Below are 18,824 nucleotides of genomic sequence, written 5' to 3' on the forward strand. Positions count from 1 at the left end.
AAAGCGCAGTTACAGTGGGTCGGCGGCTGCCGAGCAGCTGCCGCCCGACCGAGAGGACACCGTCGAGCCGTGCCGCTCCTGCGATCGCTCCGGGGTCCCGAGGACCTCCGGGCCCTGCCCCCCGACCAGCTGCCCGCCCTCGCGGCGGAGATCCGTGATGCGCTGGTCACCAGCGTCGCCCGGACCGGTGGCCACCTGGGGCCCAACCTCGGCTGCGTCGAGCTGACCATCGCGCTGCACCGGGTGTTCGACTCCCCGCGCGAGCCGATCGTCTTCGACACCGGCCACCAGTCCTACGTGCACAAGATGCTCACCGGGCGCGTCGACGGGTTCGAGCGGCTGCGCCAGCGCGGGGGCCTGTCGGGCTACCCCAGCCGCGCCGAGAGCGAGCACGACTGGGTGGAGAACAGCCACGCCTCGACGTCGCTGTCCTACGCCGACGGGCTGGCGAAGGCATTCGCCGTCCGCGGGGACCAGCGCCCCGTCGCCGCGGTGATCGGTGACGGCGCCCTCACCGGCGGCATGGCCTGGGAGGCGCTGAACAACATCGCCGCCGCCAAGGACCGCCCGGTCGTCATCGTCGTCAACGACAACGGCCGCTCCTACTCGCCGACGATCGGCGGGGTCGCCGATGCGCTGGCCACCTTGCGGCTGCGGCCCGGGTACGAGAACGCCCTGCTCCAGGTGCGCCAGGCGCTGCACCGCGCCCCCGTCGTCGGCTCGGCCCTCTTCGACGCGCTGCACGCGATCAAGAAGGGGATCAAGGACGTCCTGTCGCCGCAGGGCATGTTCGAGGACCTCGGCATGAAGTACGTCGGCCCCGTCGACGGGCACGACATCGAGGTCATGGAGTCGGCGCTGCGCCGGGCCCGCTCCTTCGGCGGCCCGGTGATCGTGCACGCCGTCACCACCAAGGGCTTCGGCTACCCGCCGGCCGAGACCGACCAGATCGACGCATGGCACGCCACCGGGATCTTCGACCCCGACAGCGGCACCAGCGCCCGCAAGACCGGGCGGCCCTGGACCGACGCCTTCGCCGACGAGCTGGTGCGGGTCGGTGCCGAGCGGCCCGACGTCGTCGCCATCACCGCGGCGATGCTGCACCCGACCGGACTGGCCCCGTTCGCCGAGCGGTTCCCCGAGCGGACGTTCGACGTCGGCATCGCCGAGCAGCACGCGCTCACCTCCGCCGCCGGGCTGGCGATGGCCGGCATGCACCCGGTCGTCGCGGTCTACTCCACGTTCCTGAACCGCGCGTTCGACCAGCTGCTCATGGACGTCGCGCTGCACCGCCAGCCGGTCACCGTCGTCCTCGACCGGGCCGGGGTCACCGGTGAGGACGGCGCCTCGCACAACGGCATGTGGGACATGTCGATCCTGTCCGTGGTCCCCGGCGTCCACGTCGCTGCGCCACGGGACGAGGCCACCCTCCGCGAGGCGCTCCGCGAGGCGGTCGACATCTCCGACGGCCCCTCGGTCGTCCGCTTCCCCAAGGGCGTCCTCCCGCCGGACCTGCCGGCGCTGGAGCGGCGCGGGCCGGTCGACGTGCTGCGCCGCGGGGAGCGGCGGGATGTCCTGCTGGTCGCCGTCGGGTCGATGGTCCCGATGTGCCTGGCCGTCGCCGAGCGCGCCGCGGACCACGGCATCGAGGTCACCGTCGTCGACCCGCGGTGGGTGCTCCCGGTCTCCGACCAGCTGGTCGAGCTGGCCGCCGGGCACCGGCTGGTCGTCACGGTCGAGGACGGCGGCCGCGCCGGGGGCGTGGGCACCACGCTCAGCCAGGCGCTGCAGGACCGGGAGATCGACGTGCCGGTGCGCACTGTCGGCCTGCCGCAGCGGTTCTTCGAGCACGGCAGCCGCGGACAGGTGCTGGCCGACGCCGGGCTCACCGAGCAGGACGTGGCCCGCCGGATCGCCGAGTGGACCGCGGTGCTCGCCGAGCGCGCCGAGAACCGGTCGGCCGCCGCCCCCGCCGACGCGACCGCGGACGAGCGGGCATGACCGTCATCGCGGAGATCCAGGTGGCGCCGTCCCCTCCCGGCACCGCGGAGAACCCGCACGCGCACGTGGAGGCGGCGATCGCCGTCATCCAGGCGTCCGGGCTGCGCTACGAGGTCGGCGCGCTCGGGACCACGCTCGAGGGCGAGGCCGACGAGGTGTGGGCCACCCTGCGGGCCGCCCACGAGGCGATGCTCGCCGCCGGCGCCTCGGCCGGGCTCTCGCACGTCAAGGTCGCCTCGGTGAACCGCACGATGGACAGCCTCACCAGCAAGTTCCGGCAATGACGCTGTCGTCCTCCGGACGACACCGCTGAGCACCTCGCGATCCTCCGGATCGCATCGCGGTCAGGTGCCGTTCCCCCGTGCCGCTGAGCCGTTGAGTCGTCCCTGTGCGGAACCCTCCGGGCCCCACTCGGGCCGACGGGTTCGTCCCCGTCTCCGATGACGACGGCCCGGCTCCCTCGACGCTGAGGGGGCCGGGCCGTCGTCCTGGCTCACCGTGCGGGGTCCTGGCTCACGTCCGACCGCGAGCCAGGACCCCTGATGATCAGGTCACCTGATCATCATGCGGGCAGCGAGGCCACGCCTTCCGGCAGGAACCGCGCGCCGGTGACGCGTTCCGAGACGCCGGTGCGGTCCAGGTAGGCGGAGATGCCGCCCAGCCAGAACGGCCACCCGGCGCCGAGGATCATGGCCAGGTCGATGTCCTGCACCGCCTGCACGACGCCCTCGTCCAGCATCAGCCGGATCTCCTGCGCCAGCGCCCCGACCGCGCGGTCGCGCACCTGCTCCGCGGTGAGCGGGTCGCCGCCGGCGAAGGCGTCCGTGAGCTCGGGGTCGACGACGCCCGGCTCGACGAACACGCCGGCCTTGCCCAGCTCGACGATCCGCCGCAGCCCCTCGCCGACGGCGAACCGGTCGGGGAACGCCTCGTGCATCCGCTCGGCCACGTGCAGCGCCACCGCGGGGCCGACGAGCGAGAGCAGCTCGAACGGCGTCATCGGCAGGCCCAGCGGGTCCAGCGCCCGCTCGGCGACCTCGACCGGCGTGCCCTGCTCGACGGCGGCGGTGACCTCGCCCAGGAAGCGGGTGAGCAACCGGTTGACGACGAACGCCGGGGCGTCGGCCACCAGCACGCAGCTCTTCTTCAGCGACTTCCCGAGGGCGAAGGCGGTGGCCAGCGTGGCGTCGTCGGTCTGCTCGGCGCGCACGACCTCGAGCAGTGGGAGGACCGCGACGGGGTTGAAGAAGTGCAGGCCGACGACCCGCTCGGGGTGCTCCAGCTTCGCGGCCATCTCGGTCACCGACAGCGCCGAGGTGTTGGTCGCCAGCACGCACTCGGGGGAGACGACCGCCTCCACCTCGGCGAACACCTGCTGCTTGACCGACATCTCCTCGAACACGGCCTCGATGACGAGGTCGGCGTCGGCGAAGACCTCCTTGGACAGCGAACCGGTGACCAGGCCCTTCAGCTGGTTCAGCTTGTCGGCGTTCAGCCGGCCGCGCTGCGCGAGCTTGTCCAGCTCGCCGTGCACGTACGCCACGCCCTTGTCCACGCGGGCCTGGTCGATGTCGGTCAGCACGACCGGCACCTTCAGCTGCCGCACGAACAGCATCGCCAGCTGCGAGGCCATGAGGCCCGCACCCACGACGCCGACCTTGGTGACCTTGCGGGCCAGCGACTTGTCCGGCGCGCCGGCCGGTCGCTTGGCCCGCTTGTTCACCAGGTCGAACGAGTAGAGCGAGGCCCGCAGCGGGTCGCTCATCAGCAGGTCGGTGAGCGCATGGTCCTCCGCGGCCGTGCCGGCGGTGAACGCCTCACCGTCCACGCCCGCGCGGGCCAGGTCCAGCAGCTCCACGGCCCGGACGGCGCCGGGGGAGGCGTTGCGGGTGCGGGCACCGACGATCTGGCGGGCCCGGGCGATCGCGTCGTCCCACGCGGACCGGTCCACCTGCGGGCGGTCCACGGTGACGGAGCCGCCGAGCACGCCGACGGCCCACTCGAGCGAGCGCTCCAGGAAGTCCGCCGGCTCCAGGACGGCGTCGGCGATGCCGAGCTTCGCCGCCTTGGCTGCCGGCGTCATCTTGTTCTGCGCCAGGGCGTTCTCGACGACCACCGTGACGGCGGCGTCGATGCCGATCAGGTCCGGCAGCAGCTGCGTTCCGCCCCAGCCGGGCACCAGCCCGAGGAAGACCTCGGGGAAGGCCACCATCGCGGTGCCGGCGATGGTCCGGTACCGGCAGTGCAGCGCCAGCTCCAGGCCGCCGCCCAGCGCGACGCCGTTGACGAAGGCGAACGTCGGGACCGACGAGTCCTTCAGCCGGCGGAACACCCGGTGCCCGGTCTCGGCGATCTCCCGCGCCATGGCGGCGTCGGTGATCGTCGGGACGCCGGAGAGATCGGCGCCGACCGCGAAGATGAACGGCTTGCCGGTCACGCCGATCGCCACCGGGGCGGGGGAGCGGGCCTCGATCTCGTCCAGCGCCGCGTCCAGGGACGCGAGCCCGCCGGGGCCGAACGTCGACGGGCGGGTGTGGTCGTGCCCGTTGTCGATGGTGATGAGGGCGAACTCACCGGACAGGCCGGCCAGGTTCAGGAACCGGACCTTGGCCGCGGTCACGACCTCGTTCTCGAAGACGGTGGTGGTCACTTGGTGAAGCCCTCCCAGTTCGGGTTCTCCCAGATGACGGTGGCGCCCATGCCGAGGCCGATGCACATGGCGGTGAGGCCGTACCGGACGTCGGGACGCTCGGCGAACTGCCGGGACAGCTGGGTCATCAACCGCACGCCCGAGGAGGCCAGCGGGTGGCCGACGGCGATGGCGCCGCCCCACGGGTTGACGCGCTCGTCGTCGTCGGCGATGCCGAAGTGGTCGAGGAAGGCCAGCACCTGGACGGCGAAGGCCTCGTTGAGCTCGAAGAGCCCGATGTCGGAGACGGTCAGGCCGGTGCGGGCCAGCGCGCGCTCCGTCGACGGGACGGGGCCCACGCCCATGACCTCCGGCTCGACGCCCGCGAAGCCGTAGCCGACGAGGCGCATGCCGATGTCCAGCCCCAGCTCGAGCGCGACGTCCTCGGCGGCCAGCAGGCAGCCGGTGGCGCCGTCGTTGAGGCCCGCGGCGTTGCCCGCGGTCACGTGCCCGTGCGGGCGGAACGGCGTCTTCAGCGCGCCGAGACCCTCGAGGGTGGTCTGCGGGCGCGGCGGCTCGTCGACGGTGGCGACGCCCCAGCCCTGCTCGGCCGACCGGGTGGCCACGGGAACCAGCTCCGGGCCGATCTGGCCGTTGGCCACGGCCTTCGCGTACTTCTGCTGGCTGGCCAGGGCGAAGGCGTCGGCCCGCTCCTTGGTCAGGTGCGGGAAGCGGTCGTGCAGGTTCTCGGCGGTCGCGCCCATGACCAGAGCGGACTCGTCGACCAGCTTCTCGCTGAAGAACCGCGGGTTCGGGTCGGCGCCCTCACCCATCGGGTGGCGGCCCATGTGCTCGACACCGCCGGCGATGGCGACGTCGTAGGCGCCGAAGGCGATCCCGCTGGCGGTCGTGGTCACGGCGGTCATCGCGCCGGCGCACATGCGGTCGATCGAGTAGCCGGGCACCGACGTCGGCAGACCGGCCAGCAGCGCGGCGGTGCGGCCGAGGGTCAGGCCCTGGTCGCCGATCTGGGTCGTGGCGGCGATGGCCACCTCGTCCACGCGGTCGGCGGGCAGTGCCGGGTTGCGGCGCAGCAGCTCGCGGATCACCCGCACGACGAGGTCGTCGGCGCGGGTCTCGGCGTAGATGCCCGTCGGACCGGCCTTGCCGAAGGGGGTGCGTACGCCGTCGACGAAGACGACCTCACGCAACGAGCGGGACATGAGACCTCCGCAGAGTTCGGGACCGGGCCCGGAGGAGCCCGGCGAAGCATGAAGTTACCCGCCGGTAACCTCCTCGCCAAGCGCGCCACGGCACCCCTTCGGGGGGTCTGCGGGTCACGGTCCGGCAACGGCGGGGGGCTGTGCTTGCAGTCACAAGGCCCCTGCGCGCAAGATGACCCGCCGGAATTTCTCTGTAACCCCAACGAAATAGAGGTCCCTCTCATGGCGCGACGGCGCACGGTGACGACGGCGATCGCGGCGGCTCTGGTCTTCGGCCTGGCCGCCTGCGGCGGCGGCGACGACAGCAGCGGCAACGGCGGTACCAGCGGCGGCGGTGGCGGCGGCGGCGAGGCTGCCGGCAAGGTCGGCGTGATCCTCCCCGACACGGCGTCCTCCGCCCGCTGGGAGTCGGCGGACCGCCCGCTCCTGGAGGCGGCCTTCGAGGAGGCCGGTGTCGAGTACGACATCCAGAACGCCCAGGGCGACGCCCAGCGGATGGCCACCATCGCCGAGCAGATGATCACCGAGGGCGTCACCGTCCTGGCGATCACGAACCTCGACTCGGCCTCCGGTGCGGCGATCCAGCAGCAGGCCGAGTCGCAGGGCGTGCAGACCATCGACTACGACCGGCTGACCCTCGGCGGCGAGAGCGACTACTACGTCTCGTTCGACAACACCGAGGTCGGTCGGCTGCAGGGTGAGGGCCTGGCCCAGTGCCTCGGCGACGAGCCGGCGAACATCGCCTACCTCAACGGCTCGCCGGACGACAACAACGCCACGCTGTTCTCCTCGGGCGCCCACGAGGTGCTGGACCCGATGGACCAGTACACCGTCGTGGCCGAGCAGGCCGTCCCCGAGTGGGACAACCAGCAGGCCGCCACCATCTTCGAGCAGATGTACACCCAGGCCGGCGGTGACATCCAGGGCGTCCTGGCCGCCAACGACGGTCTGGCCAACGCGGTCGTGTCGATCCTCGGCCGCAACAACGCCGCCGGCCAGGTGCCCGTCACCGGCCAGGACGCCACGGTCGAGGGGCTGCAGAACATCCTCGCCGGCAACCAGTGCATGACGGTCTACAAGCCGATCGAGGAAGAGGCCAACGCGCTGGCCGAGCTGGCCGTGGCGCTGGTCAACGGCGAGGAGCCCGAGGTCGACGGCTCGGTCGAGGACCCCGAGGGCGGGCGCGAGGTGCCGTCGGTGCTCCTGGAGCCGGTCTCGATCTTCCGGGACAACGTCAAGCAGGTCATCGACGACGGCTACCAGACCGCCGCCGACGTCTGCACCGGCGACTTCGCCGCGGCCTGCACCGAGCTCGGCATCTCCTGATCCATCCGGCCGGGGCACCCCATGGCGGGTGCCCCGGCCGCGTGCTCCCCGCCCTGCGGGTCCCGGCTCCACCGGGGCCCGCAGGGCGCCACACTGTCTTCCCACGGTCCGGCCGGGCCGTGCCCATGCAGGAAGGACGCAGCGGTGTCCGCACCCGATCAACGCACGACCACCCCGACCCTCGAGCGGCCCACGCTGAGCCTCCGGGGGGTCAACAAGAGCTTCGGGGCCGTCCAGGTCCTGCACGACGTCCACCTCGACGTCTACCCCGGCACGGTAACCGCGCTGGTCGGTGACAACGGCGCCGGCAAGAGCACGCTGATCAAGTCCATCGCGGGGATCCACCCGATCGACTCCGGCACCGTGGAGTTCGAGGGCGAGCCGGTGCAGCTCAACGGCCCCCGGGACGCCGCCCGGCTGGGCATCGAGGTCGTCTACCAGGACCTCGCGCTCGCCGACAACCTCGACGTCGTCCAGAACATGTTCCTGGGCCGCGAGCGCAAGCGGGGCATCCTGCTGGACGAGGCCTCGATGGAGGAGGCCGCGCGCGACACGCTGGCCAAGCTGTCGGTGCGCACCCTCAAGTCGGTGCGCCAGCTGGTCTCCAGCCTCTCCGGCGGTCAGCGGCAGACCGTCGCCATCGCCAAGGCGGTCCTCTGGGAGTCCAAGCTGGTCATCCTGGACGAGCCGACCGCCGCCCTGGGCGTCGCCCAGACCCGGCAGGTGCTCGACCTGGTCCGCCGGCTGGCCGACACCGGTCACGCCGTCGTCTTCATCACCCACAACATGGTGGACGTCTTCGAGGTGGCCGACCGCGTGGCCGCGCTCTACCTCGGCCGGGTCGCTGCCGACGTCCCCATCTCCGAGGTCGACCGCACCCAGGTCATCGAGCTGATCACCTCCGGCCGGTCCGGCGAGCTGGGGCTCGCGCCGGACGCGCTCGAGGACTGAGAGGACTGCCATGTCGAGCAACACCCTGACCGCCGCCGAGGCGAGCGGTCCGCACAAGCCGGCTGCGGGCTTCGAGGGCGACCGCCACGACAACACCGTGGGCGGCGCCGTCCGCGGCTACGTCAACAAGCTGCGGGCCGGTGACCTGGGCGCGCTGCCGGCCATCCTGGGCATCGTCGTCCTGGGCATCCTGTTCACGGTGCTCCGGCCGGACACGTTCCTGACGCCGTTGAACCTGTCCAACCTGCTCGTGCAGTCGACCCCGATCATCGTGCTCGCGATGGGCCTGGTCTTCGTCCTGCTGCTGGGCGAGATCGACCTGTCCGCGGGTGTGGTGAGCGGCGTCTGCTCGGCGGTGCTCGCCCAACTGCTGGTGCAGGTCGGCGTCGCCTGGCCGATCGCCGTGCTGGCCGCCATCGCCACGGGTGCCGTGATCGGCGTCTTCACCGGCAGCCTCGTCGGGATGGTCGGCATCCCGTCCTTCGTCGTGACGCTGGCCCTCTTCCTCGGGTTCCAGGGCGTCACGCTGCGGATCATCGGCCAGGGCGGCACCGTGCCCGTCCGCGAGCCGGTCATCCGCGCCCTGGCGAACGAGAACGTGCCGGTGACCATCGGCTGGATCCTGGCCGTGGTCGTCGCGGTGTCCTACGCCGCCTTCGAGCTGTGGCGCTGGCGGTCGCAGCAGTCCCGCGGCCTGGCGCACCAGCCGCTCGTGCTGGTGGTGGCCCGCATCGTGCTCATCGCCGCGGTGGTGTTCGGCGTGACCGCCCTGCTCAGCGTCGACCGGGCGCTGGCCGCCGCGATCGACCTCGCCGGCATCCCCTACGCGGTGCCGCTGGTCGTGGTCCTGCTGCTGGTGCTCACGTTCGTGCTCTCGCGCACCACGTTCGGGCGGCACATCTACGCCGTCGGCGGCAACGCCGAGGCCGCGCGCCGGGCGGGCATCAACGTCACCCGGATCCGGGTGCTGGCGTTCGTGATCTCGTCGAGCCTGGCGGCGATCAGCGGCATCCTGGCCACCTCGCGGCTGAGCTCGGTCACGCCGGACGCCGGTGCGGGCAACACGCTGCTGTACGCGGTCGGTGCGGCGGTCATCGGTGGCACCAGCCTCTTCGGCGGCCGGGGCAAGGCCCGGGACGCCGTCCTCGGTGGCCTGGTGATCGCGATCATCGCCAACGGGCTGGGCCTGCTCGGGGTGGCGGCCTACCTGAACTTCGTGATCACCGGTGGCGTGCTGCTGCTGGCGGCCAGCGTGGACGCGCTGGCCCGGCGCCGGGCGGCCACGGCCCGACGATGACCCCTGCCGCCCGCCGTGCTCAGCGCCGGCGGGCGGCAGGTGCCCACGCCGACGCCGGCGTCCTCCGCTCCGCGCGGGGGGCGCCGGCGTTCGTCGTCAGTGGACATGGGCCTAGGCATAGCTTCCTATGCCCGTGGAACGCGGCGCCGATCCGCAGGCATAGCTTCCTATGCCCGTGGAACGCGGCGCCGATCCGCAGGCATAGCTTCCTATGCCTGGGGTCAGGCGCGGGCGATCGCGTCGGTCAGCACGTCGAGGGTCAGCTCCACCTGCCACGCCCGCGCGCCACCGGCGCGCAACGCCTCGGCGACCGCCGATGGCTCACGGGGCTCCGGCGGGCTCCACACCAGCCGCCGCACCAGGTCGGGGGAGAGGATGTTCTCCACCGGCACCACGTGCTTCTCCGAGAGCTCGGCGAGCCCGGCCCGGGCGGCCTGCAGGCGGGTCGCCGCGGCGGGGTCGCGGTCGGCCCAGCGGTTCACCGGCGGCGGGCCGTCACCGGGCTTGCTATGCAGGGGGAGGTCGTCCTCGGGCAGCGCCTTGCCGCGCGCCAGCGCGGTGAACCAGTGCGCGACCAGCCGCCGGTTGGCCCGGCCGCGGAAGACCGGCAGCTCCAGCAGCGCACCCTCGTTCCTCGGGTCGGCCTGCACCGCCGCCACCATCGCCGAGTCGGGCAGCACCCGGCCGGGGGCGACGTCGCGCCGCCGGGCCAGGTCGTCGCGGGCCTCCCAGATGGCGCGCAGCATCCCGAGCTGGCGGCGGCTGCGCAGCCCGTGCACGCCCGAGGTGCGCCGCCACGGGTCCTGCTTCGGCGCGGGCGGACCGGCGGCGAGGATCGCCTCGAACTCCTCGCGGGCCCAGCCGGTCTTGCCCTGCTCCTCGAGGATCGCGGCGAGGGCGTCGCGCAGGTCCACGAGCACCTCGACGTCGAGCGCCGCGTAGACCAGCCACTCCTCGGGCAGCGGTCGGGTGCTCCAGTCGGCGGCCGAGTGCCCCTTCTGCAGCGAGAACCCCAGCAGCGACTCGACGACGGCGCCCAGGCCCACGCGGGGCAGCCCGGCCAGCCGGGCGGCGAGCTCGGTGTCGAACACGCGGGCCGGCACCAGACCGATCTCGGCCAGGCACGGCAGGTCCTGGTTGGCGGCGTGCAGCACCCACTCGGCGTCCGCGATGGCCTCCTGGACCACCGACAGGTCCGGCAGCGGGACCGGGTCGAGCAGGCCGGTGCCCGAGCCGGCGCGGCGCAGCTGCACCAGGTAGGCGCGCTGCCCGTAGCGGTACCCGGACGCGCGCTCGGCGTCGACGGCCACCGGCCCGGTGCCACCGCGCAGGGCCTCGGCGTACTCGACCAGCTGCGTGGAGGTCTCGATGACCGGCGGGAGCCCGTCGCGGGGTGCGAGGAGCGGGGTGGGCTCGGGAGCCGCGGCCGCTGCCACGGCCTCCGGCGTCTCGGGAGTGGGCTCGGTGCTCAGTTGCCGTCCACCTTCTCGCCCGTCCTCGTCTGTCGGTCCACCGGCGCCCGGCCGGGGTCCACCGCGGCCGGCCGCGGGATCCAGGGGGAGCACCGGCGCAACGAGCTCCGGGCCCGTTGTGCCGCACCGATGTTAGAGAGTCTCGCTACCGACCCGGTCGGAGGGACCCAGCAGCCGCACGCCGGGCGGTGGCAGACCGGCCGCGTTGCCCAGCACCTCCAGCCAGGCCAGCAGGTGCCGGTCGAGGTCGGTGCCCTCTGCAGTCCAGGAGGCGCGCATCTCCACGTCGACGGAGTGCTCGGGCCCGGCCAGCTCGCCGAACCTCGTGGAGGCGGTGCGGGTGACCGTGCCGCCGACCGTGTGGTGCGCCGCCCCGGACTCGGCGAGGGCGTCGGTGAGCCAGCTCCAGGCCACCTCGGAGAACATGGCGTCGTCGACCAGCGTCTCGTCGGTCTCCGCAGAGAGGTATCCGACGCAGCGCAGGGTGCCGTGCCAGGCCTCGTGGCCCGCGGGGTCGTACAGGACGATGAACCGCGCGCTGGCGATCTCGACGTCGTCCTCGTCGTCCGGGTCCGGCACCCGCGCCCCGATCGCGTGCGCGAACGGGGCCAGCCGCTGCGGGGCGGGGATGGAGCCCAGCTCGATCTCCGGGCGGGCGCGCACGCCCGCCAGGGACTCGAGGGCGGCGCGGAACACGGCAGGGACGGCGTCGGCGTCCCTGCTCTCGTCCCCGGCGTCGGCCAGGTTGCGCGGCTCCACGCCCGCAGAGTAGGCCGGTAACCGGGACTGGCGTGCCGACGCGCCGCACACCGGCCGGACGCGGCGGACCGGAGGTCGCCGGGCGTCTGGGAGGATCGACCCTCGTGAGTCCCGCTCCTGTGTCGGCGTCCCCGGCCGATTCCGACCTCGTCCGCGCCGCACGTGGCCTCCCGGTGAGCCGCACCCCCGTCTGGTTCATGCGCCAGGCCGGGCGCTCGCTCCCCGAGTACCGGGCCCTGCGCGCCGGCACGGCGATGCTCGCGGCCTGCCAGGACCCCGACCTGGTCACCGAGATCACCCTGCAGCCGGTCCGCCGGCACCAGGTCGACGCCGCGATCCTGTTCTCCGACATCGTGCTGCCGCTGGTGGTGGCAGGGGTGGACATCGAGATCAAGCCGGGCATCGGCCCGGTGGTCGCGAACCCGGTCCGCACCGTCGCCGACGTGGACGCCCTGCCCGACCTCGCGCCCGAGCAGCTCGGCTTCCTGGAGACGGCGGTGCGCGCGCTGGTGGCCGAGCTGGGCCCGACACCGCTCATCGGGTTCGCCGGTGCGCCGTTCACCCTGGCCACCTACCTGATCGAGGGCGGCCCCTCCAAGGAGCACGCCCGCACCAAGGCCTTCATGTACGCCGAGCCCGAGGCGTGGGCGCGGCTGCTGGAGCGGCTGTCGCGCTCGGCGGCGACGTTCCTGCGCGCCCAGGTCGACTCCGGTGCCTCGGCCGTGCAGCTGTTCGACTCCTGGGCCGGGGTGCTCTCGGCCGCCGACTACGCCGAGCGGGTGCTGCCGCACTCGCGGGCGGTCTTCGACGGGCTGGGGGAGCGGGACGTGCCCCGCATCCACTTCGGCGTGGGCACCGGCGAGCTGCTCCCGCTCATCGGCGACGCCGGCGCCGACGTCGTCGGCGTGGACTGGCGGCTGCCCCTGGACGAGGCCGCCCGCCGGGTGGGCCCCGGGCGCTCGCTGCAGGGCAACCTCGACCCCGCGGTCCTGCTCGCCGACCGGGACACCGTGGAGCGGGAGGTGCGCCGGATCGTCCGCCAGGCGGAGGCGGCCCGCGGGCACATCTTCAACCTGGGCCACGGCGTGCTGCCCGACACCGACCCCGACGTGCTCACCCGCGTGGCCGCGCTGGTGCACGAGCTGACCGCGGAGTGACCCCCCGCCGGCTGGTCGTCGTCGGGGCCGGCATCACCGGGCTGGCCGCGGCCTTCGAGTGGCGCCGGCGCCGGCCCGACGACGAGATCGTCGTCCTGGAGGCCGGCGACCGGATCGGCGGCAAGCTCGACCGCGTCCAGCTCGCCGGCACCTGGTACGACACCGGCCCCGAGGCGCTGCTCGCCCGGGTGCCGGAGGCGGTGGCCCTGGTGGAGGCGCTCGGCTGGGGCGACCGGCTCGTGGCACCGGCGACCACGCAGGCCTCTGTGGTGCTGCCGGACGGGCGCTTCCCGCTGCCGGCCGGCACGGTCCTGGGCGTGCCCGTCTCGGCCGACGGGCTCGACGGCGTCCTGACCCCGGCGGGGGTGGCCCGGGTCCGGGCCGAGGCCGAGCTGCCGCCGCTCTCGCTGCCCGAGGGCGACGTCGCGGTCGGTGGGCTGCTGCGCGAGCGGCTCGGGGACGAGGTGGTCGACCGGCTGGTCGAGCCGCTCCTCGGCGGCGTGTACGCGGGCCGGGCCGACGAGCTCTCGCTGGCCGCCACCATGCCGGCGCTGGCCGCCCACGTCCGGGGTGCCCGGTCGGTGCTCGAGGCGGCCGCGGCCGCCCGGGACGCCGGATCCCGCAGCCGCTTCGACGCCGACGGGCCGGTGTTCGTGACCGTCGACGTCGGGATCGGTGCGCTGCCTGCGGCGCTGGTCGAGGCGGCAGGTGCGCAGGTGCGGCTCCGCACGCCCGCGCACGGCCTGCGCCGGACCGCCGGGGGCTTCGAGATCTCGGCCGGGGCGGTGGCCGCCCCGGAGGTCCTGACCGCCGACGCGGTGATCGTCACGGCGCCGGCGCCCAAGGCCGCGCGGCTGCTCGGCGAGGCCGTCCCCGACGCCGTCGCCCCGCTCGGGGGCATCCCGTACGCGTCCATGGCTGTCGTCGCGATGGCGTTCCCGGCGCAGGACGTCCCCGCGGGCTCGGGCCTGCTGGTGCCGCCGGTGACCGGCCGGCTGGTCAAGGGCGTCACCGTCTCCTCGGCGAAGTGGCCGCACCTGGCCGGCGGGGAGGCGCTGCTCGTGCGGTCGTCGGTGGGGCGCTTCCGCGACGAGTCGCAGCTGCAGCGGCCCGACGACGAGCTGGCTGCCGACGTCGTCGCCGACGTCGTCGACCTGCTCGGGCTCTCGCGCCCCGATCCCCTGGACACCCGCGTGGTGCGCTGGGGCGGTGGCCTTCCGCAGTACCTGGTGGGCCACCCGGAGCGCGTCTCGGCGATCCGGACGGCGGTCGGCGCGGTGCCCGGCCTGGCCGTGGCCGGCGCCGCCTACGAGGGGATCGGCGTTCCCGCCTGCATCCGCGACGCGCACCGGGCGGTCGACGCCCTCGCCTGACCCGGTGTGGCGGGCCCGGGTTGCCGGGAGCGGCCGGGGTGCCCAGGGTCGGGGGCATGACCGGGTCCTTCGCACGTGGGCTGGCCGCCGGCGCGGCCGGCACCGTCGCGCTCAACACCGTCTCCTACCTCGACATGGTCCTGCGCGGCCGCCCGGCCAGCCAGGTCCCCGAGCAGCTGGTCGACGCCGTCGCCGCACGGGTGAGCCGGGCCGTCCCCGGCGGCCGCGCGGAACGCGACGCGCGGCGGAGCGCGCTCGGGGCGCTCGCCGGCATCGCGAACGGCCTGGGCGTCGGCGTACTGGCCAGCACGGTCCGGTCGCTGGGCGTCCGCTTCCCGGCGCCCGTGGGCGCGGTGCTGGCCGGCGCGGCGTCGGCGGCGGCGACCGACGGCGCGGTGGCGGCGCTGGGGGTCGCGGACCCGCGCACCTGGTCGGCCGCCGACTGGGCGACCGACGCCGTCCCGCACCTCGCCTACGGCGCGGCGGTGCAGACCGTGCTGGCGGCGGTGCCGACGCCCGCCGAGCGGACCACGCCCCGGGGGCCGGCCCGCGCCGGGCTGGTCGTCCGGTCCGCGGTCCTGGGGGTGGCCGCCGGAGGCCGCAGCTCGCTGGGCTTCGCCGGCCCGGTCCTCACCGCGCCGACGGCCGCCGGGGCCCCGGGGCGGGTGTCCAGGAAGCACCAGGTGCTCAGCGCCGCGGGCGTCGTCGTCGAGCTGATCGCCGACAAGCAGCCGGGCACGCCGCCGCGGACGGAGGGTGCCGTCCTGGTGCCGCGGCTGCTGGCTGCCGGAGAGGGCGGCGGGCGGTTGGCCGCGCGCGAGCGCTCCAACGGCGCGCTGCCCGTGGTGGCGGGGATCGCCGGGGCGCTGGTCGGGTCCTACGCGGGGCTGGGCTGGCGGCGCTGGGCCGTCGGGCGCATGCCGGACACGTGGGCCGCGCTCGTCGAGGACGCCGCCGCGCTGGCGCTCGCCGCGGTCGCCTGCCTGCCCGGTCGCGACCGCCGCCGGCCGGTCGTCGTCCCCCGCTGATCCGGCGGGGCGGCGACCGTCGCGCGGACCACACCGGCCGGGGGGCATCCGGCAGGGCTCGCCGCTGTTGACAGGGACGTGACGACGATGCACCGATCGACAAGGATTTCCGTCCGGTCCTCCCCGCCGGGCCGCTGCCTCCGCCACCACGTGTGGATGGCTGCGTGCGGCGACTGCCGTGCCGCGCACGGCGGCGACCGCAGCGGTCGTGATCCCGCGCACGGCACGGGGCCCGGCGCTTCCACCGCGGGCTCCGGGAGGACAATGGCGGCATGAGCGAGCAGCAGGTCGAGGAACGCAGCATCGGCAAGCGGGCGAACGAGCTGAACGCGAGCATCCGCTACACGATGTGGTCGGTGTTCAAGCTGGCCCGGCCGTTCGGCGACGAGGCGCGCACCGCCGCGGCCGACGAGGCCGCCGCGCTGGTCGAGGAGCTGGCCGGCAAGGACGTCGTCGTCCGCGGGACCTACGACGTGAGCGGCCTGCGGGCCGACGCCGACCTCATGGTCTGGTGGCACGCGACCTCGCCCGAGGCGTTGCAGGAGGCCTACACCCGCCTCCGCCGGACCGCACTGGGCCGGCGCCTGGAGCCGGTGTGGTCGCAGATGGCGCTGCACCGGCCCGCGGAGTTCAACCGCAGCCACATCCCCGCGTTCCTCGCCGACGAGGAGCCGCGCCGGTTCGTCTGCGTCTACCCGTTCGTGCGGTCCTACGAGTGGTACCTGCTGCCCGACGAGGAGCGGCGGGACATGCTCAAGGAGCACGGCATGCAGGCCCGGCCCTACCCCGATGTGCGGGCCAACACGGTCGCCTCGTTCGGGCTGGGCGACTACGAGTGGATGCTCGCCTTCGAGGCCGACGAGCTGCACCGCATCGTCGACCTGATGCGCGACCTGCGGGCCAGCCGCGCCCGCCGGCACGTGCGCGAGGAGATCCCGTTCTACACCGGCACCCGCAAGCCGGTCGCCGAGCTGGTCCACGACCTGCCGTAGAGACGCCTCCGGGGGTGCTCCTCGCGCGGTCGGCGTCTGCAGGACACCCGGAGCGCGAACAACACCCCCGGAGCGGGCGGCTACTCCGCCGCGGAGAGCCGGATGGAGACGCTGTTGATGCAGTAGCGGTCGCCGGTGGGCGTCTGCGGGGCGTCGTCGAAGAGGTGGCCCAGGTGGCTGTGGCAGGTCGCGCACAGCACCTCGGTCCGGCGCATGCCGAAGCTGCGGTCCTCGCGGAGGATCACGTTGTCCTCGGCGGAGGCCTCGTAGAACGACGGCCAGCCGCAGTGGCTGTCGAACTTGGTTTCCGAGCGGAACAGCTCGGCGCCGCAGGCGCGGCACTCGTAGACGCCGACGGTCTTCGTGTCGACGTACTCGCCGGTCCACGCCCGCTCGGTACCGGCCTGGCGGAGGACCGCGTACTCCTCCGGGGACAGCTGCGCCCGCCACTCCTCGTCGGTCTTGCTGACCTGGGGCTTCTGGGGGGAGGTCGTCATGCCTGGAGCAACGACCGCCCCCGGAGCACCATTCCCCGGGCCGGCTGCGCTCCGCCCGTGCCGCCGGGGCGGGGCGCCGTCGTGCGCCGGGCCGGGAGGAGACTGGGGGAGTGACCTCCCCCGATCCCACCGCGCCGCGCGGCCTGCTGCCGGACGTCTGGTTCACCCGTGACCTGCCGGTGCTCCGCGCCATCGCCCGGCTCGTCGACAGCTCCGAGCACGGCAACACGCCCTACCTGCTGGGTGCGGTGGTGCCCGCCAGCGGGCTGCCCAAGGCGGAGGTGGTCGCGGCGGCGAGGGCACTGGCCGACACGGGGTACATCGAGCCGCTGACCAACCACGCGGGCGACATCGTCCGGATCACCGGCATCTCCGCGGAGGCCCGGCGGCTCACCGGCCTCTGGCCGACGCCGCAGAGCGAGTGGGAGCGGCTCACCGAGCAGTTGGCCGCCCGGGCGGCGAACGCGCCCACCGACGTCGAGCGGCAGCGCTGGCAGGCCTTCGCCGACGCGGCCGCCGCCGTCGGCGAGCACGACGGAGCGCTGCTGATGTCGGCGCTGATCGGCGGGTACGTGCCCCGGGCGCGCTAGCGACCCGGCCCCGGAACGACAGCGCCCCCGCCCGGAGAACCGGGCGGGGGCGCTGTGCTGATCAGGCGATCAGAGCGGGGTGACGTTCGCAGCCTGCGGGCCCTTCTGGCCCTGCTCGATGTCGAACGCGATCCGCTGGCCTTCATCGAGCGAGCGGTACCCGCTGGACTGGATGGCCGAGTAGTGGACGAAGACGTCCGGTCCGCCGCCGTCGGGGGTGGCGAAGCCGAACCCCTTCTCCGCGTTGAACCACTTGACAGTTCCTTCGGGCATTGCTCGCTCCTAGCTGAGGTGCTGCATCGGGGTCCTGCCATAGCGCAGGGCCTTCCCGACGGCACAACCCTAGCCAAAGATCGCCAGAAGGGAACACAGGAGCGGCAGAACTGTGACCTGGGATTCCCGGCCGTCCGGTCGGACGGCGTCCCGCGGGCTCACAGCAGGCGGCCCGGCTCCTCCGGGAACGCGGGTGCGACACGCCGTCCGCGCCGGCTCCAGCCGGGGCCGTAGGCGCCCACCGAGTAGGGGCTGCGCACCGGCGCGGCGGGCGGCAGGGCGAGCGGCGCCCGCCACGAGCGGACGCCGAGCGGTGGACCGGCGAGGACGCGCGGAGGCGCCGGCCCCCGCGGCGGGACGGACCGGACCCGGCTCCAGCGCCGCAGGCCCAGCTGGCCGGCGAGGAGGAGGGCCAGGCAGACCGAGACGGTGAGGAACGCGTCGGTGACCGCCGTCGCCACGTCGAGGGCGGTGATCTGCGGCCAGCCGATGGTCTCCAGGCTCCGGCCGACCATCTCGATCACGACGTACAGCACGCCGTACGCCAGCAGCCAGATCCTCACCCGTTCTCCTCCACCGTGGTCGACAGCTGCATCGACCACCGCTACCCGCGGCTGGAGGAACGGCCGGTGCCCGGGCGGCGGGCCTCACCCGTCCGGGGCAAGGGGCGCGACCGTCCGGGCGACCGAGCGGCCGGCGTGGTGACGCTGCGGCCCGGTCGCCCGCGGTCTTGCGCATTTCCTGCGCTTTCCTGCAGGGCGCCCTGCGGGTCGCTCGCGACGGTGGCATCGAGCCGGACGGATCCGGCGCACCACCGATCCAGGAGGACCTCATGCACCCCCTCGCCGCCTCGCCCGCCGCCGCCGTCTTCCTGCGCGACATCGAGGACCTGCACGACGCGGACCTGGACCTGGTGATCGCCGACCGGCTGGCGGAGTCCGCCGACGCCCTGCGCGCCGCGGTGGCAGCGGCGGAGCTGGCCCGGCAGGTCGGGCAGCCGGCCGCGCTGCGGGCGCACGCGCTCGGCGCGTCCGCCTCCCGGCTGGCCGGCTGAGCCCGGGCGCGCCCTCCGCTCACCCCTCCGGGTGACCGGGCGGCCCGGAGGTGTCCGGAGCGCGCGGGCAGGTGCCGATCCCCTCCGCGCGTCATCGACAGCCCGGGGAGGCGGCCGACCAGCGGGACACGCCCACTGCGCTGTGCGGTTCCGGCCGGCCGGCGCGCTAGCTTCCGCCGGGGCGCACCGGCGCCAGCACGTC

General features: G+C 74.3%; 18 protein-coding genes. 11 read left to right on the forward strand and 7 right to left on the reverse strand.

Going from position 1 to position 18,824, the window contains the following annotated elements:
- Nucleotides 1-69 precede the first annotated feature (69 nt).
- Both dxs and O2W17_RS16700 read left to right on the forward strand, forming a co-directional pair.
- Complete coding sequence (gene dxs / locus O2W17_RS16695; protein WP_269193568.1) at nucleotides 70-2,001, forward strand: 1-deoxy-D-xylulose-5-phosphate synthase; 1,932 nt, start codon at nucleotides 70-72, stop codon at nucleotides 1,999-2,001.
- A complete protein-coding gene (locus tag O2W17_RS16700; protein WP_269193569.1) occupies nucleotides 1,998-2,285 on the forward strand; it encodes a thiamine-binding protein in 288 nt (95 codons plus the stop codon). Before dxs ends, O2W17_RS16700 begins: the two co-directional genes overlap by 4 nt.
- 278 nt (nucleotides 2,286-2,563) lie before the next feature.
- On the opposite strand, the gene O2W17_RS16705 is transcribed toward O2W17_RS16700, so the two are convergent.
- Complete coding sequence (locus O2W17_RS16705) at nucleotides 2,564-4,651, reverse strand: 3-hydroxyacyl-CoA dehydrogenase NAD-binding domain-containing protein (RefSeq protein WP_269193570.1); 2,088 nt, start codon at nucleotides 4,649-4,651, stop codon at nucleotides 2,564-2,566.
- A complete protein-coding gene (locus O2W17_RS16710) occupies nucleotides 4,648-5,853 on the reverse strand; it encodes a thiolase family protein (protein WP_269193571.1) in 1,206 nt (401 codons plus the stop codon). The genes O2W17_RS16705 and O2W17_RS16710 overlap by 4 nt, the downstream gene beginning before the upstream one ends.
- 222 nt (nucleotides 5,854-6,075) lie before the next feature.
- Here O2W17_RS16710 and O2W17_RS16715 point away from each other — a divergent pair, with 222 nt between their 5' ends.
- The 3 genes from O2W17_RS16715 to O2W17_RS16725 all read left to right on the forward strand — a co-directional run bounded on the left by O2W17_RS16715 (nucleotide 6,076) and on the right by O2W17_RS16725 (nucleotide 9,427).
- Nucleotides 6,076-7,179 carry a sugar ABC transporter substrate-binding protein gene (locus tag O2W17_RS16715; RefSeq protein ID WP_269193572.1) on the forward strand — a complete coding sequence of 368 codons (1,104 nt, stop codon included), beginning with the start codon at nucleotides 6,076-6,078 and terminating at the stop codon, nucleotides 7,177-7,179.
- A 144-nt stretch (nucleotides 7,180-7,323) separates the two neighbouring features.
- Nucleotides 7,324-8,130, forward strand: coding sequence for an ATP-binding cassette domain-containing protein (locus tag O2W17_RS16720; RefSeq protein WP_269193573.1), 807 nt, complete (start codon nucleotides 7,324-7,326; stop codon nucleotides 8,128-8,130).
- Between the two features lie 10 nt (nucleotides 8,131-8,140).
- Nucleotides 8,141-9,427 (forward strand): sugar ABC transporter permease, encoded by a 1,287-nt coding sequence (locus tag O2W17_RS16725; protein WP_269193574.1) that lies wholly within the window; start codon nucleotides 8,141-8,143, stop codon nucleotides 9,425-9,427.
- Between the two features lie 221 nt (nucleotides 9,428-9,648).
- Here O2W17_RS16725 and O2W17_RS16730 read toward each other — a convergent pair whose 3' ends face one another.
- Nucleotides 9,649-10,863: a ribonuclease D gene (locus O2W17_RS16730; RefSeq protein ID WP_269193575.1), complete on the reverse strand. Its 1,215-nt coding sequence runs from the start codon at nucleotides 10,861-10,863 to the stop codon at nucleotides 9,649-9,651.
- A 168-nt stretch (nucleotides 10,864-11,031) separates the two neighbouring features.
- Nucleotides 11,032-11,658, reverse strand: coding sequence for a DUF3000 domain-containing protein (locus O2W17_RS16735; RefSeq protein ID WP_269193576.1), 627 nt, complete (start codon nucleotides 11,656-11,658; stop codon nucleotides 11,032-11,034).
- Nucleotides 11,659-11,777: 119 nt separating this feature from the next.
- Here O2W17_RS16735 and hemE point away from each other — a divergent pair, with 119 nt between their 5' ends.
- From hemE to hemQ, 4 genes are all read left to right on the forward strand, one after another.
- On the forward strand, nucleotides 11,778-12,815 hold the full coding sequence (gene hemE, locus O2W17_RS16740) for a uroporphyrinogen decarboxylase (RefSeq protein WP_269194392.1): 1,038 nt from the start codon (nucleotides 11,778-11,780) through the stop codon (nucleotides 12,813-12,815).
- Complete coding sequence (gene hemG, locus O2W17_RS16745) at nucleotides 12,812-14,188, forward strand: protoporphyrinogen oxidase (RefSeq protein ID WP_269193577.1); 1,377 nt, start codon at nucleotides 12,812-12,814, stop codon at nucleotides 14,186-14,188. Before hemE ends, hemG begins: the two co-directional genes overlap by 4 nt.
- A gap of 56 nt (nucleotides 14,189-14,244) precedes the next feature.
- Complete coding sequence (locus O2W17_RS16750) at nucleotides 14,245-15,216, forward strand: hypothetical protein (RefSeq protein ID WP_269193578.1); 972 nt, start codon at nucleotides 14,245-14,247, stop codon at nucleotides 15,214-15,216.
- 272 nt (nucleotides 15,217-15,488) lie between these two features.
- Nucleotides 15,489-16,208 carry a hydrogen peroxide-dependent heme synthase gene (hemQ, locus tag O2W17_RS16755; protein ID WP_269193579.1) on the forward strand — a complete coding sequence of 240 codons (720 nt, stop codon included), beginning with the start codon at nucleotides 15,489-15,491 and terminating at the stop codon, nucleotides 16,206-16,208.
- An 80-nt stretch (nucleotides 16,209-16,288) separates the two neighbouring features.
- On the opposite strand, the gene msrB is transcribed toward hemQ, so the two are convergent.
- Entirely contained in the window at nucleotides 16,289-16,705 is a 417-nt protein-coding gene (msrB, locus tag O2W17_RS16760; RefSeq protein WP_269193580.1) for a peptide-methionine (R)-S-oxide reductase MsrB, read from the reverse strand.
- 110 nt (nucleotides 16,706-16,815) lie between these two features.
- On the opposite strand from msrB, the gene O2W17_RS16765 reads away from it, so the two are divergent.
- Entirely contained in the window at nucleotides 16,816-17,295 is a 480-nt protein-coding gene (locus tag O2W17_RS16765) for a hypothetical protein (RefSeq protein ID WP_269193581.1), read from the forward strand.
- A gap of 69 nt (nucleotides 17,296-17,364) precedes the next feature.
- Here O2W17_RS16765 and O2W17_RS16770 read toward each other — a convergent pair whose 3' ends face one another.
- Nucleotides 17,365-17,568: a cold-shock protein gene (locus tag O2W17_RS16770; RefSeq protein WP_014377016.1), complete on the reverse strand. Its 204-nt coding sequence runs from the start codon at nucleotides 17,566-17,568 to the stop codon at nucleotides 17,365-17,367.
- A 158-nt stretch (nucleotides 17,569-17,726) separates the two neighbouring features.
- The gene (locus O2W17_RS16775) at nucleotides 17,727-18,131 is read right to left on the reverse strand and encodes a hypothetical protein (protein ID WP_269193582.1); all 405 of its coding nucleotides are present in this window, start codon (nucleotides 18,129-18,131) and stop codon (nucleotides 17,727-17,729) included.
- Between the two features lie 269 nt (nucleotides 18,132-18,400).
- Between O2W17_RS16775 and O2W17_RS16780 the strand changes: the two genes are divergently transcribed.
- Nucleotides 18,401-18,622, forward strand: coding sequence for a hypothetical protein (locus tag O2W17_RS16780; protein ID WP_269193583.1), 222 nt, complete (start codon nucleotides 18,401-18,403; stop codon nucleotides 18,620-18,622).
- Nucleotides 18,623-18,824: the final 202 nt, after the last annotated feature.

Origin of the sequence: Blastococcus sp. VKM Ac-2987 (assembly GCF_026967805.1) — a bacterium.
Taxonomy (GTDB): domain Bacteria; phylum Actinomycetota; class Actinomycetes; order Mycobacteriales; family Geodermatophilaceae; genus Blastococcus.

Bases quoted from the DNA above. Each gene is read 5' to 3' on its own strand.
- O2W17_RS16750 (WP_269193578.1), top strand. From the start codon at position 14,245: ATGACCGGGTCCTTCGCACGTGGGCTGGCCGCCGGCGCGGCCGGCACC.
- O2W17_RS16780 (WP_269193583.1), top strand. From the start codon at position 18,401: ATGCACCCCCTCGCCGCCTCGCCCGCCGCCGCCGTCTTCCTGCGCGAC.
- hemQ (WP_269193579.1), top strand. From the start codon at position 15,489: ATGAGCGAGCAGCAGGTCGAGGAACGCAGCATCGGCAAGCGGGCGAAC.
- msrB (WP_269193580.1), bottom strand. From the start codon at position 16,705: ATGACGACCTCCCCCCAGAAGCCCCAGGTCAGCAAGACCGACGAGGAG.
- O2W17_RS16715 (WP_269193572.1), top strand. From the start codon at position 6,076: ATGGCGCGACGGCGCACGGTGACGACGGCGATCGCGGCGGCTCTGGTC.
- O2W17_RS16725 (WP_269193574.1), top strand. From the start codon at position 8,141: ATGTCGAGCAACACCCTGACCGCCGCCGAGGCGAGCGGTCCGCACAAG.
- O2W17_RS16700 (WP_269193569.1), top strand. From the start codon at position 1,998: ATGACCGTCATCGCGGAGATCCAGGTGGCGCCGTCCCCTCCCGGCACC.
- O2W17_RS16710 (WP_269193571.1), bottom strand. From the start codon at position 5,853: ATGTCCCGCTCGTTGCGTGAGGTCGTCTTCGTCGACGGCGTACGCACC.
- O2W17_RS16770 (WP_014377016.1), bottom strand. From the start codon at position 17,568: ATGCCCGAAGGAACTGTCAAGTGGTTCAACGCGGAGAAGGGGTTCGGC.